Source organism: Streptomyces sp. WY228 (genome assembly GCF_019287315.1).
GTDB classification, from domain to species: domain Bacteria; phylum Actinomycetota; class Actinomycetes; order Streptomycetales; family Streptomycetaceae; genus Streptomyces; species Streptomyces caviscabies.
The window spans coordinates 5,943,724-5,957,266 of sequence record NZ_CP079114.1 but is presented as its reverse complement, the minus strand read 5'-3'; the positions used below and the strand labels follow the sequence as shown (position 1 = coordinate 5,957,266).

Sequence of the window (13,543 nt, the reverse complement as noted above, 5' to 3'; positions counted from 1 at the left end):
CCGTACTCAGGGCGGCGCAGGGTTTGCAGTCCACGAATCACCCCCGTTTGTTGGACCTCACCCGAGGAGCACCGTTGAGCACTGACACCCCCCAACGCCGTTCCAGATTCAGATGGATCCCCACCCCGAGCGGCAGATCCAAGGTCGTCGCGGGCCTGACCGCGCTGGTCCTGCCGCTGGCCGCGATGGTGGGGCTCGCCTCCCCCGCCTCGGCAGCCGCGTCGGCCACCGCCACGTACACCAAGAAGTCGGACTGGGGCAGCGGCTTCGAGGGCCAGTGGACGGTGAAGAACACCGGCACCACCGCGCTCTCCTCCTGGACCATCGAGTGGGACTTCCCCTCCGGCACCTCGGTCGGTTCCGCCTGGGACGCCACCGTCACCAGCAGCGGCAACCACTGGACCGCCAAGAACCTCGCCTGGAACGGGTCCGTGGCCCCCGGCGCCAGCATCAGCTTCGGCTTCAACGGCAGCGGCTCCGGCTCCCCCACCGGCTGCAAGCTGAACGGCGCCTCCTGTGACGGCGGCAGCGTGCCCGGCGACAACCCGCCCTCCGCCCCCGGCACCCCGACCACCAGCGATGTCACCAACACCTCGGTGAAGCTCAGCTGGAGCGCCGCGACCGACGACAACGGCGTCAAGAACTACGACGTGCTGCGCGACGGCGCGAAGGTCGCCACGGTCACCGGCACGACGTACACCAACACCGGCCTCACCGCCGGCACCGACTACTCCTACGCCGTGCAGGCCCGGGACACCGCCGACCAGACCGGCCCGGTCTCCGGCTCCGTCTCCGTGCGCACCACCGGTGGCGGCGGCGAACAGCCCGGCGGCGACAAGATCAACCTGGGCTACTTCACCAACTGGGGCGTCTACGGGCGCAACTACCACGTCAAGAACCTGGTGACGTCCGGTTCCGCCGCGAAGATCACGCACATCAACTACGCCTTCGGCAACGTGCAGAACGGCAAGTGCACCATCGGCGACGCGTACGCCGACTACGACAAGGCGTACACCGCCGACCAGTCGGTCGACGGCGTCGCCGACACCTGGGACCAGCCGCTGCGCGGCAACTTCAACCAGCTGCGCAAGCTGAAGGCCAAGTACCCGCACATCAAGGTCCTCTGGTCGTTCGGCGGCTGGACCTGGTCCGGCGGCTTCCCCCAGGCCGCGCAGAACCCGGCCGCCTTCGCCCAGTCCTGCTACGACCTGGTCGAGGACCCCCGCTGGGCCGATGTCTTCGACGGCATCGACCTCGACTGGGAGTACCCCAACGCCTGTGGTCTGACCTGTGACACCAGCGGCCCGGCCGCGCTGAAGAACCTCGCCTCCGCCGTGAAGTCGAAGTTCGGCGCGGGCAACCTGGTCACCGCCGCCATCACCGCGGACGGCTCGGCCGGCGGCAAGATCGACGCCGCCGACTACGCGGGCGCCGCCCAGTCCTTCGACTGGTACAACGTGATGACGTACGACTTCTTCGGCGCCTGGGCGGCCAAGGGCCCGACGGCCCCGCACTCGCCGCTGAACCCGTACACCGGCATCCCGCAGGAGGGCTTCACCTCCGCCGACGCCATCGCCAAGCTGAAGGCGCAGGGTGTCCCGGCCAAGAAGCTGCTCCTCGGCATCGGCTTCTACGGCCGCGGCTGGACCGGCGTCACCCAGGCCGCCCCCGGCGGCACGGCGACCGGCGCGGCCCCGGGCACGTACGAGGCCGGCATCGAGGACTACAAGGTCCTCAAGAGCTCCTGCCCGGCCACCGGCACCATCGCCGGCACCGCGTACGCCCACTGCGGCACCAACTGGTGGAGCTACGACACCCCGGCCACCATCGGCTCGAAGATGACCTGGGCGAAGAACCAGGGCCTGGGAGGCGCGTTCTTCTGGGAGTTCTCCGGTGACACCACGAACGGCGAACTGGTGAGCGCGATCAACAGCGGTCTCCAGTAGTCCCCACGCCGTAACAGCACCACCGCACCACCCCGGAAAAGCACCGGGGAGACGGGTCCGCCCCCCGTCTCCCCGGTTTTTCGCTGTGTACGAGCGCGTGTACGGACCGCTACGCGACGTTGACCCTCTGGCCGGGCGGCGCCGCCTCCAGCCAGGCGAGGAAGCCGGTCAGCGCGTCCTCGCTCATCGCCAGCTCCAGGCGCGTCCCCCGGTGGAGACAGCCGAGCACGACGGAGTCGGACAGGAGCGCCAACTCCTCCTCGCCCTCCGGCATCCGGCGGGCGATCACCTCGATCGCAGAACGCTCCAGGCCCCGGCGGGGGCGAGGAGCGTAGGAGAAGACCCGGAACCAGTCGACGCGGTCACCGCTGTAGCGGGCGACCCCGTAGACCCAGCCTTTGCCGAGCGCATCGGGTTCCTCCGACACGTCCCAGCGCAGGCTGCAGTCGAAGGTCCCTCCGGACCGCTGGATCAGCCGCCGGCGCAGGCCGAAGACGAACAGTCCCAGCAGGACCATGACGACGACGGACAAGCCCACCCACAATGCGAGGACCATCTCCACCGACCTCCTCGCATCGTCGAGTAACGAACACCGAAACCGTATTGCACCTGCATCGCCTCAGCCGCGACACGGCTGGATTGCTCCAGCGCGGGCCGCGGCTGAGTAAAAACATCTGTCCGTGGGGGTGCTAGAGCACCGCCACCGCACGCAGACGGATCTCGGCGCGCCGCTCAGCGGCAGCGTCGGCATCCGACTTCGCGAGCTCCAGCGCCCGCTCGGCGCGCTGGACATCGATCTCGTCGGCCAGCTCGGCGATCTCGGCCAGCAGCGACAGCTTGTCGTCCGCGAACGAGATGAATCCACCGTGCACGGCGGCGATGACGGTGCCGCCCTCGCTCGTGCGGATCGTCACCGGGCCCGATTCCAGCACACCGAGAAGCGGCTGGTGACCGGGCATGACGCCGATGTCGCCGGACGTGGTACGCGCGACGACCAGGGTGGCCTCGCCGGACCAGACACTTCGGTCCGCGGCGACCAGCTCGACATGCAGCTCAGCAGCCAAGGGTGCTCCTCGGGTCACCACCCGGCCGCCCGGCCGGGTGTTGGGTCAATTCTACGGGGCGTGGTGAGGGGGGCGGGACACACCCACCCCCCTCGGTGAGCCGGAGGCTCAGGAGACGCCGAGCTCCTTGGCCTTGGCCTTGAGGTCGTCCAGGCCACCGCACATGAAGAACGCCTGCTCGGGGAAGTGGTCGTACTCCCCGTCGCAGATCGCGTTGAACGCGGCGATCGACTCGTCGAGCGGAACGTCCGAACCGTCCAGGCCGGTGAACTGCTTGGCGGCGTGGGTGTTCTGCGACAGGAAGCGCTCGACGCGACGGGCACGGTGGACAACGAGCTTGTCCTCCTCGCCCAGCTCGTCGATACCGAGGATCGCGATGATGTCCTGGAGGTCCTTGTACTTCTGCAGGATCCCCTTGACGCGGCTGGCCGCGGCGTAGTGGTCCTGGGAGATGTAGCGCGGGTCCAGGATGCGGGACGTGGAGTCCAGCGGGTCCACGGCCGGGTAGATGCCCTTCTCGGAGATCGGACGGGAGAGAACCGTCGTCGCGTCGAGGTGGGCGAACGTGGTGGCCGGGGCCGGGTCGGTCAGGTCGTCCGCGGGGACGTAGATCGCCTGCATCGAGGTGATCGAGTGACCACGCGTCGAGGTGATGCGCTCCTGGAGCACACCCATCTCGTCGGCCAGGGTCGGCTGGTAACCCACCGCGGACGGCATACGGCCGAGCAGCGTGGAGACCTCGGAGCCGGCCTGCGTGAAGCGGAAGATGTTGTCGATGAAGAGCAGCACGTCCTGCTTCTGCACATCGCGGAAGTACTCCGCCATGGTCAGGGCGGACAGGGCCACGCGCAGACGCGTCCCCGGCGGCTCGTCCATCTGTCCGAAGACGAGCGCGGTCTTCTCCAGAACGCCCGACTCGGTCATCTCGTCGATGAGGTCGTTGCCCTCACGGGTGCGCTCGCCGACACCGGCGAACACCGACACACCGTCGTGCAGCTTCGCCACACGCATGATCATTTCCTGGATGAGGACCGTCTTGCCGACGCCCGCACCACCGAACAGACCGATCTTTCCACCCTTGACGTACGGGGTGAGAAGGTCGACGACCTTCAGGCCGGTCTCGAACATCTCGGTCTTCGACTCGAGCTGGTCGAAGGCCGGGGCCTTGCGGTGGATCGGCCAGCGCTCGGTGATCTGCGCCTCGGCCTCCGGCTCGTTCAGGATCTGACCGAGGGTGTTGAACACCTTGCCCTTGGTGATGTCACCGACGGGAACGGTGATGCCCGTGCCCGTGTCGACGACCGGGGCCTGGCGCACCACGCCGTCGGTGGGCTGCATCGAGATCGCGCGGACCATGCCGTCGCCCAGGTGCTGGGCGACTTCGAGGGTCAGCGTCTTGCGAGCGCCCTCCTCGGCCGGGTCGGCGACCTCGATGTGGAGGGCGTTGTAGATCTCCGGCATCGCGTCGACGGGGAACTCCACGTCGACGACCGGGCCGATGACCCGGGCGACGCGGCCCGTGGCAGCGGCCGTCTCAACAGTGGTCGTCATTACTTGTCACTCCCCGCGGTCGCGTCGGCCAGAGCACTGGCACCGCCGACGATCTCGCTGATTTCCTGGGTGATTTCGGCCTGGCGGGCCGCGTTGGCAAGCCGGGACAGGCTCTTGATGAGGTCCCCGGCGTTGTCGGTGGCCGACTTCATCGCGCGGCGGCGGGCGGCGTGCTCGGAAGCGGCCGCCTGCAGCAGTGCGTTGTAGATACGGCTCTCGACGTAGCGCGGCAGAAGGGCGTCGAGGACGTCCTCGGCCGACGGCTCGAAGTCGAACAGCGGGAGGATCTCACCCTTGCGGGTGCTCTCCTCGGCGACCGCGTCGAGCGAAAGCGGCAGCATCCGGGCGTCGACCGCGTTCTGCGTCATCATCGACACGAATTCCGTGAAGACGATGTGCAGCTCGTCGACGCCGCCCTCGGCCGTCTCGTTCTGGATGGCCGCGATCAACGGGGCGGCGATGCGCTTGGCATCCCCGTACGCCGGGTTGTCGGTGAAGCCGGTCCAGGAGTCCTCGACCTTGCGCTCGCGGAAGCCGTAGTACGCGACACCCTTGCGGCCGACGATGTACGTGTCGACCTCCTTGCCCTCGGAGGCAAGGCGCTCCCGCAGTCGCTCCGCGGCCTTGATGGCGTTGGAGGAGTAACCGCCGGCCAGACCGCGGTCGCTCGTGATGAGCAGGACCGCGGCCCGGGTCGGGGTCTCGACCTCGGTGGTGAGCGGGTGCTTGGCGTCGGAGCCGGTCGCCACCGCGGTCACCGCACGGGTGAGCTCGGTCGCGTACGGCTGCGATGCCGCCACCTTGCGCTGCGCCTTGACGATGCGCGAGGCGGCGATCATCTCCATCGCCTTGGTGATCTTCTTGGTCGCGGTGACGGCTTGGATGCGGCGCTTGTAAACGCGAAGCTGAGCGCCCATCGATCAGCCCTCGCCCAGGAGCTTGCCGTCCGAGGTCTCGAACTGCTGCTTGAAGGCGGCGATCGCGTCGGCGATCGACTGCAGCGTGTCGTCGGACATCTTGCCGCCCTCGGCGATGCTGGTCAGGAGGTCCTTGCGCTCACGGCGCAGGTACTCCAGCAGCTCGCTCTCGAAGCGACGGATGTCCTCGACCGGGACGTCGTCCATCTTGCCCGTGGTGCCGGCCCAGACCGAGACGACCTGCTCCTCCATCGGGAACGGGGCGTACTGCGGCTGCTTCAGCAGCTCGACCATGCGCTTACCGCGCTCCAGCGAGGCCTTCGAGGCCGCGTCCAGGTCGGAACCGAAGGCGGCGAACGCCTCCAGCTCGCGGTACTGGGCGAGGTCCACGCGAAGCCGGCCGGAGACCTGCTTCATGGCCTTGTGCTGGGCGGAGCCACCGACTCGGGAGACCGAGATACCGACGTTGAGCGCCGGACGCTGACCCGCGTTGAACAGGTCGGACTCCAGGAAGCACTGGCCGTCGGTGATGGAGATGACGTTGGTCGGAATGAACGCCGACACGTCGTTCGCCTTGGTCTCGACGATCGGGAGGCCCGTCATCGAACCGGCGCCCATCTCGTCGGAGAGCTTGGCGCAGCGCTCCAGCAGACGCGAGTGCAGGTAGAAGACGTCACCCGGGTAGGCCTCGCGGCCCGGCGGGCGGCGCAGCAGCAGGGACACGGCGCGGTAGGCGTCGGCCTGCTTCGAGAGGTCGTCGAAGATGATCAGGACGTGCTTGCCCTGGTACATCCAGTGCTGGCCGATGGCCGAACCGGTGTACGGCGCCAGGTACTTGAAGCCGGCCGGGTCGGACGCCGGGGCGGCGACGATGGTCGTGTACTCCAGCGCACCGGCCTCTTCGAGCGCACCACGCACGGAGGCGATGGTGGAACCCTTCTGACCGACGGCGACGTAGATGCAGCGCACCTGCTTGTTCACGTCGCCCGAGCGCCAGTTGTCGCGCTGGTTGATGATCGTGTCGACGGCCAGAGCGGTCTTACCCGTCTGACGGTCGCCGATGATCAGCTGACGCTGGCCGCGGCCGATCGGCACCATGGCGTCGACGGCCTTGTAGCCGGTCTGCATCGGCTCGTGCACCGACTTACGGACCATGACGCCAGGGGCCTGCAGCTCGAGGGCGCGGCGGCTGTCGGTCGCGATCTCGCCGAGACCGTCGATCGGGTTGCCGAGCGGGTCGACGACGCGGCCGAGGTAGCCCTCGCCGACGCCGACGGAGAGCACCTCACCGGTGCGCTGCACCGGCTGGCCCTCCTCGATTCCGCTGAACTCGCCGAGGACGATCGCACCGATCTCGCGCTCCTCGAGGTTGAGGGCGAGACCGAGGGTGCCGTCCTCGAACTTCAGCAGCTCGTTCGCCATGGCGGAGGGCAGACCCTCCACCTTCGCGATGCCGTCGCCGGCAACGCTGACCGTACCGACCTCCTCGCGCGAGGCCGCGTCCGGCTGGTACGACTGGACAAAGTTATCCAGTGCGTCCCGGATCTCCTCCGGCCGGATCGTGAGCTCCGCCATCTGGGTTCCCTGCTCTCCTTGTTGGGCCCGAAGTTTCTTAAGGGGGTCTGGGGGCCGACCCCCAGGAATCTTCTGCAATTTCTGCACGGCCCAACCGGGCCGCTGGTCTTGCTTCTTCTTGCTCTGTGTCAGCCGGCCATGCGGCGGGTCGCCTCTTCGAGACGCTCCGCGACGGTGCCGTTGATGATCTCGTCGCCGACGCGCACCGAGATCCCGCCGAGGACCGCGGGGTCCACGTCCAGGTTCAGGTGCATCTGCCGGCCGTAGAGCTTCGCCAGGGCGTCGCCGAGGCGCTGCTTCTGCCGGTCGCTGAGCGGCACCGCCGAGGTGACGACGGCGACCATGCGGTCCCGGCGCTCCGCGGCGAGCTTGGACAGCGAGTCCAGCCCTGCTTCCAGGCTACGTCCACGGGGCTGGGTCACGAGGCGGACGATGATCCGCTCGGTGACCGGCTGCGCCTTGCCGCCGAGCAGGCTGCGGAGCAGCTCGCCCTTGGCGGACGCCGTGGCCGTACGGCTGGTGAGCGCGGAACGCAGCTCCGTGTCGGAGCCGACGATCCGGCCGAACCGGAACAGCTCGTCCTCGACGTCGTCGAGGTTCCCGCCGCGCTGGGCCGCGGTGAGGTCTGCGGTGTTCGCCAGCTCCTCGACCGAGTCCACCAGGTCACGCGACTGCGACCAGCGGGACCGCACCAGTCCGGAGACCAGGTCGACGGTCTCGCCGCCGACCTGTCCGCCGAGCAGCCGCGCGGCCAGCTCGGCCTTGCTCTCGCCGCTCTGGGCCGGGTCGGTGAGAACCCGGCGCAGGGAAACTTCGCGGTCGAGCAGCGCGGTGACCGATGCCAGCTCCTCGGCGAGCTTCGCCGCGTCGACCGACGTGTTGTCGGTCAGCGCGTCGAGACGCTCGCGTGCGGCAGCCAGTGCTTCGCGGCTCGCGCCGTTCATCGGGCGGCCTCGGCCTTCGCCTCGAGCTCGTCGAGGAAACGGTCGACGGTGCCGCTCTGCCGGGCGTGGTCCTGGAGGGACTCACCGACGAGCTTGCCGGCCAGGTCGGTGGCGAGCTTGCCCACGTCCTGACGCAGCGCCGAGGCAGCGGCCTTGCGGTCGGCCTCGATCTGGGCGTGGCCGGCGGCGATGATCTCTTCGCGCTGCCGCTGACCTTCCGCCTTCATCTCCTGGATGATGACGGCACCCTGCTCCTGCGCCTCCTGGCGCAGACGCGCGGCCTCGTGACGGGCCTCGGCGAGCTGAGCCTTGTACTGCTCAAGAACGCTCTGAGCCTCGGTCTGAGCCGCTTCGGCCTTCTCGATGCCACCCTCGATCGCCTCGCGGCGCTCTTCCAGGGTCTTGTTGATCACCGGAAGCAGCTTCTTCGAGAAGACGAAGAAGACGATGCCGAAGCAGATCAAGCCGATGACGACTTCAGGCCAGACCGGGAGCAGAGGGCTCTGCGGTTCCTCGGCTGCCAGGTACATCATGGTGGACCTTTCGTCGAATGGAGCTACAGCCACAACGTCACTTGACGATGAACGGAACGACGAAGCCGATCAGGGCGAGGGCCTCGACGACGGCGAAGCCGAGCAGCATGTTCTGGCGGATGAGGCCGGCAGCCTCGGGCTGGCGGGCGATGGCCTGCACACCGTTACCGAAGATGATGCCGATGCCGATACCGGGGCCGATCGCGGCGAGGCCGTAGCCGATGGTGCCGACGTTGCCGTTCACGGCCGCGAGGGTCTCGAAAGCAGCAGACATGTCCGTGGTTCCTTCTCTTGATGGGACCGGTGGAAATGGTCTTCGCACCGGGCGTCTGGGGTGGGTGAGGGCTCAAGCCGGAGGGCTTGGCGGGGTCCTCAGTGGGCTTCTTCGAGCGCCTGGGAAAGGTACGTGGCGGTCAGCACCGTGAACACGTAGGCCTGAAGGGCCTGGATGAACATCTCGAACACGGTCAGGACCAGCGTCATGATGAACGACGCGCCCGCGTAGACCGTGCCCAGGACGGTGCCGAGCATGTACCAGGTGGCGATGGTGAAGATCAGGATCAGGATGTGGCCCGCGAACATGTTCGCGAAGAGTCGCACCGCCAGCGTGAACGGCCGGACGAAGACGTTGGAGATGAACTCCAGCGGCGTCAGCAGCACGTAGATCGGCTTGGGCAGACCACTCGGGACGCAGAGGTTGCGGATGCCTCCGACGAATCCGTTCGTCCGGAACGTCACCGTCATGTACGTCACCCAGACCACCAGGGCCAGGCCGACGGGATAGGCGATGACGGAGCTGACCGGGAACTGGGCGAGCGGAATGATGGCCCAGAGGTTCAGGATCCAGACGAAGAAGAACAGCGAGACCAGCAGCGGAACGAAGGGCTCGCCCTTCTTGCCGATGACCTCTTTGGAGATGCCCCGGTGGACGAAGTCGTACAGCGCCTCGGCAACCATCTGCAGCTTGCCCGGAACGACCTTGGGCTTCGAGAAACCGGCCCAGAAGAAGGCCAGGATCGCGAACGTGCCGATGATCGCGAGCAGCATGGGCTTGTTGAACTCGACAGGCCCAATGGTGAAGAGCGGCTCGAAGAGGAACGACCACACGCTGGGGGCATGGAACCCACAGTCCTTGAACAGGTGGCAGTTCGTCTCGAAGGCGAGCGTCTGGGCGTCAGTCACCAAGAGCTCCTTCTGCATGGCGCATGGATGCGGCTACCTCGTTGTGTCGGAGCGGCGGGTGGCCGCAGGTCGGCACCGGACTGGTTCTTACGGTGAGGAGGCGGCGGCCGGGCCCGAAGCCTCGCGATGAATCAAGCGACCGCCCTGTTGCCCGCGCTCGCACTACCGCAACCGAGACCGGACGATAGCAGCACGTCGAACACGGCTTTATTCCGGCCCTACTCGTCACGATCTCCCCCAGGTCCGCCCGGACGGTTCCGGGTGTCCGCGTCGGGGTCGACGTAGAGGGTCTTGCTCCGGGAATGCAGCACGGCCTGCGTGGTGATCCACGTGATCACGGCCGCGACCAGCGAGAGGGCGAAGACCTGAAGATCGAAGAGAGAGGTGTTCCGGATGCTCAGGATGAAGATGAGCAGGAGCACGAGCTGGGCCGAGTAGATCATCAGCCCCATGCCCTGGAACAGGTGGGGCATGGTCTTGCCGACCCAGTTGAGCGCCAGCAGTCCGAGCGCCATGAAGACGATCATGACCACGCAGCCGACCGCGGCACCGATCGCCCCCTCGCCGCCGGCGACGAGCCCGCCGACGAGCGTGGCGATGGCTCCCACCGCGGCGGTGGGGGTGGCGATGCGCAGTAGTTCGCGCATGTCGGACTGCATGGCGGCAGCTCCACTGGTCTGAGAGGAGGAATGGGGCGTCGTCATGGACGAGCGTAGGCCCGGTCCGCGAGGCGGATTTTCGGGCCAATGGACCGTCTCACTAGGGTCCTTCGGCTCCGTCACCGGGTCTCGTGAACGGTATCACAAACTATTTGATGAGGTCTTTACCTGGAAAGTGTGCCAACTGTCACACATGAGGGTTACCTCGCGCGTGTGTGCACGACGAGGCGGCGCAATGTCTGGTAATGCACCACAGGTTCCGAATCGTCAGCGCGACGAGTCGATGGAACGGCGATCCGGGAAGCGCGAACGAGCGCCGATCGCGGTAGCGCCGTTGACGCCGGACACCCCGACCGCCACAGGGGCCCGTTCGGCCGCCTCCTCGCCCATCTGAGCGTCCGCCGCGCCCTGTTGGGCCCCGGAGGTCACCGGTGCCGGCTTCTCGCCGTGGGAGGGCGACGGGGCGGGGGCCTGCTCGGCCGCCCGGTGCCGGTAGCGCGGCGGGACGAAGCGGTTGGCCCAGTGCGGGGCGCGCGGGGTGAAGCGGGGCATCAGCAGCAGGGCCAGGCCCACCGCGCTCGACGCGATGATGACGAACACGATCCACGAGGACGCCGAGTGCACCGAGTAGCCGACGGCGCCGAAGGCGATGAGCGCCGACCAGAAGTACATGATCAGCACGGCCCGGCTGTGCGAGTGGCCGATCTCCAGCAGCCGGTGGTGCAGATGACCGCGGTCGGCGGCGAACGGCGACTGGCCGTTCCAGGTGCGCCGGACGATCGCGAGGACCAGGTCGGCGGCCGGGATCGCGATGATCGTCAGCGGCAGCACCAACGGGATGAAGACCGGCAGCAGGGCGTGGGTGGCCTCGCGCTCGCTGCCCTCGAAGAGCTTCATGAGGTCCGGGTCGACCTGGCCCGTGATCGAGATCGCGCCCGCCGACAGCACCAGGCCGATCAGCATCGATCCCGAGTCGCCCATGAAGATCCGCGCCGGATGCATGTTGTGCGGCAGGAAGCCGAGGCACATGCCCATCAGGATCGCCGCGAACAGCGTCGCGGGGGCCGCCGCCTCGATCCCGTACCCGTACCAGAGGCGGTAGGCGTACAGGAAGAACGCCGCCGACGCGATGCACACCATGCCCGCCGCGAGCCCGTCCAGGCCGTCGACGAAGTTGACCGCGTTGATCGTGATGACGACCAGCGCCACCGTGAGCAGCGTGCCCTGCCACTGGGTGAGGGCGACCGTGCCGACGCCGGGGATCGGCAGCCACAGGATCGTGAGGCCCTGGATGACCATGACGGCGGCGGCGATCATCTGGCCGCCGAGCTTGATCAGCGCGTCGATCTCGAACTTGTCGTCCAGGACGCCGATCAGCCAGATCAGCGCGGCGCCGGAGAGCAACGCCCTTGGCTCGTTGGAGAGTTCGAAGACGCCGTTCAGGTTGAACAGGTGGTCGGCGACGATCAGTCCCGCACACAGTCCGCCGAACATGGCGATGCCACCGAGCCGGGGAGTCGGTTCCCGGTGGACGTCGCGCGCGCGGATCGCGGGCATCGCCCCGACCGCGATGGCGAACTTACGCACCGGTCCGGTCAGCAGATAAGTCACCGCTGCCGTGACACAGAGCGTCAGCAGGTAATCACGCACGGGCTGCCCCACAGAATTCGCCGGCCATCTGAGCCCCACAGACTAGTCTCTGAAACAAGGACTCCACGGTACGGGTGATGGTTCCACAGGGTTCGCCTACCCCGGGTACGGCGGATTGCGCAGGGCCAGTTCACGGACTTCCGCCGCGATCGGGCGCACATCGCCCGGCCCCCGTACGGCAGCCCCGAACAGCGCCGCGATCCTCGCCATGTCCCCCTCGTCCATCCCCTGGGTGGTGACGGCGGCCGTGCCCAGGCGGATGCCCCGGGCGTCCCCGTACGGCAGGGCGCAGGTGTCCAGGACCATGCCGGCCGCCGCCAGCCGCTCGCGCGCGGTGCGGCCGTCGACGCCGAGCGGGGCCGGGTCCGCGACCACGATGTGGGTGTCGGTGCCGCCCGTGGTGACCTCGAAGCCCTCCGCCTCCAGGCCGGCGGCGAGCACCCGGGCGTGGGCGACGACCTGGTGGGCGTAGAGCGTGTACGCCGGGGTCTCCGCCTCCCCGAACGCGACCGCCTTCGCCGCCACCGTGTGCATCTGCGCCCCGCCCTGGGTGAACGGGAACACCGCTCGGTCGATCCGCCCGGCCAGCTCCGCGCCGCACAGGATCATGCCGCCGCGCGGCCCGCGCAGCACCTTGTGCGTGGTGGCGCAGACCACGTCGGCGTACGGGACCGGGCTCGGGGCCGCTCCCCCGGCGATCAGCCCCATCGGATGGGCGGCGTCCGCGATCAGATACGCGCCGACCTCGTCGGCGATCTCGCGGAACATCTCGTAGTCGGGGTGGCGGGGGTAGGAGATCGAGCCGCAGACGATGGCCTTGGGGCGGCGGGCGCGGGCCAGGGCGCGGAGCCGGGTGTGGTCGATGAGCCCGGTGTCCGGGTCCACGCCGTAGCCGACGAAGTCGAACCAGCGGCCGGAGAAGTTGCCCGGAGCCCCGTGGGTGAGGTGTCCGCCGTACGGCAGTCCCATCGCGAGGACCGTGTCGCCGGGGCGCAGCAGCGCGGCGTACGCGGCGAGGACGGCGGAGGAGCCGGAGTGCGGCTGGACGTTGGCGTGTTCGGCGCCGAAGAGGGCGGTGGCCCGGCGGACCGCGATGCGTTCGGCGGCGTCCGCGTGTTCGCAGCCGCCGTGGTGGCGGGCGCCCGGGTAACCCTCGGCGTACTTGTTGGCGAGCGGGGAGCCGAGGGCGGCGAGGACCGCGGGCGACTGGAAGTTCTCGCCGGCGATCAGTTGGAGCGTGCTCGCCTGACGGTCCCTCTCCGCGTCCAGGACCCCGGCGATCTCCGGATCCTGGCGGAGCAGGGCGCCGAAGTCCTGGGGCAGGGCGTCGGGCGCGGGCGACACGGCTGCGGGTGCGGCGGGAGAGGTGACCGGCATGGGACGGCTCCGGGCCTGGAGGTGGGTGCGCCGGCGAGGGGTGCCGGTGTCAGCTCCAATGTAGGCCGGGGCCGGGCGCCGTGCCCGCTGTCGCGGCGTCCCGTACGCCGGTCGGCGCACCGGCCGCCCGGTGCGGCGCGGGTGT

At 68.6% G+C, this 13,543-nt stretch carries 13 protein-coding genes; 1 reads left to right on the top strand and 12 read right to left on the bottom strand.

Going from position 1 to position 13,543, the window contains the following annotated elements; translation table 11 throughout:
• Positions 1-74: 74 nt before the first annotated feature.
• A complete protein-coding gene (locus KV381_RS26185) occupies positions 75-1,946 on the top strand; it encodes a glycoside hydrolase family 18 chitinase (RefSeq protein WP_030626274.1) in 1,872 nt (623 codons plus the stop codon).
• Between the two features lie 109 nt (positions 1,947-2,055).
• Here the strand turns inward: KV381_RS26185 and KV381_RS26180 are convergent, their stop codons facing one another.
• The 12 genes from KV381_RS26180 to glyA all read right to left on the bottom strand — a co-directional run bounded on the left by KV381_RS26180 (position 2,056) and on the right by glyA (position 13,398).
• Entirely contained in the window at positions 2,056-2,502 is a 447-nt protein-coding gene (locus KV381_RS26180; RefSeq protein ID WP_030079306.1) for a DUF2550 domain-containing protein, read from the bottom strand.
• 133 nt (positions 2,503-2,635) lie between these two features.
• Positions 2,636-3,010 (bottom strand): F0F1 ATP synthase subunit epsilon, encoded by a 375-nt coding sequence (locus tag KV381_RS26175; protein WP_010060164.1) that lies wholly within the window; start codon positions 3,008-3,010, stop codon positions 2,636-2,638.
• Positions 3,011-3,118: 108 nt separating this feature from the next.
• Entirely contained in the window at positions 3,119-4,561 is a 1,443-nt protein-coding gene (atpD, locus tag KV381_RS26170; RefSeq protein WP_030079310.1) for a F0F1 ATP synthase subunit beta, read from the bottom strand.
• A complete protein-coding gene (locus tag KV381_RS26165) occupies positions 4,561-5,478 on the bottom strand; it encodes a F0F1 ATP synthase subunit gamma (protein ID WP_098024908.1) in 918 nt (305 codons plus the stop codon). Before KV381_RS26165 ends, atpD begins: the two co-directional genes overlap by 1 nt.
• A 3-nt stretch (positions 5,479-5,481) precedes the next feature.
• A complete protein-coding gene (gene atpA / locus KV381_RS26160; RefSeq protein ID WP_030079313.1) occupies positions 5,482-7,053 on the bottom strand; it encodes a F0F1 ATP synthase subunit alpha in 1,572 nt (523 codons plus the stop codon).
• A gap of 128 nt (positions 7,054-7,181) precedes the next feature.
• Positions 7,182-7,997, bottom strand: coding sequence for a F0F1 ATP synthase subunit delta (locus KV381_RS26155; protein WP_030079315.1), 816 nt, complete (start codon positions 7,995-7,997; stop codon positions 7,182-7,184).
• Complete coding sequence (locus KV381_RS26150) at positions 7,994-8,530, bottom strand: F0F1 ATP synthase subunit B (RefSeq protein ID WP_098024909.1); 537 nt, start codon at positions 8,528-8,530, stop codon at positions 7,994-7,996. The genes KV381_RS26155 and KV381_RS26150 overlap by 4 nt, the downstream gene beginning before the upstream one ends.
• A 37-nt stretch (positions 8,531-8,567) precedes the next feature.
• A complete protein-coding gene (atpE, locus tag KV381_RS26145; RefSeq protein ID WP_003966254.1) occupies positions 8,568-8,804 on the bottom strand; it encodes an ATP synthase F0 subunit C in 237 nt (78 codons plus the stop codon).
• Positions 8,805-8,902: 98 nt separating this feature from the next.
• Entirely contained in the window at positions 8,903-9,730 is an 828-nt protein-coding gene (atpB, locus tag KV381_RS26140; RefSeq protein ID WP_098024910.1) for a F0F1 ATP synthase subunit A, read from the bottom strand.
• 200 nt (positions 9,731-9,930) lie between these two features.
• On the bottom strand, positions 9,931-10,371 hold the full coding sequence (locus tag KV381_RS26135) for a hypothetical protein (protein WP_218786545.1): 441 nt from the start codon (positions 10,369-10,371) through the stop codon (positions 9,931-9,933).
• A gap of 267 nt (positions 10,372-10,638) precedes the next feature.
• Positions 10,639-12,033 (bottom strand): MraY family glycosyltransferase, encoded by a 1,395-nt coding sequence (locus tag KV381_RS26130; RefSeq protein WP_030079325.1) that lies wholly within the window; start codon positions 12,031-12,033, stop codon positions 10,639-10,641.
• A gap of 84 nt (positions 12,034-12,117) precedes the next feature.
• Positions 12,118-13,398: a serine hydroxymethyltransferase gene (gene glyA / locus KV381_RS26125; RefSeq protein WP_218786543.1), complete on the bottom strand. Its 1,281-nt coding sequence runs from the start codon at positions 13,396-13,398 to the stop codon at positions 12,118-12,120.
• Positions 13,399-13,543: the final 145 nt, after the last annotated feature.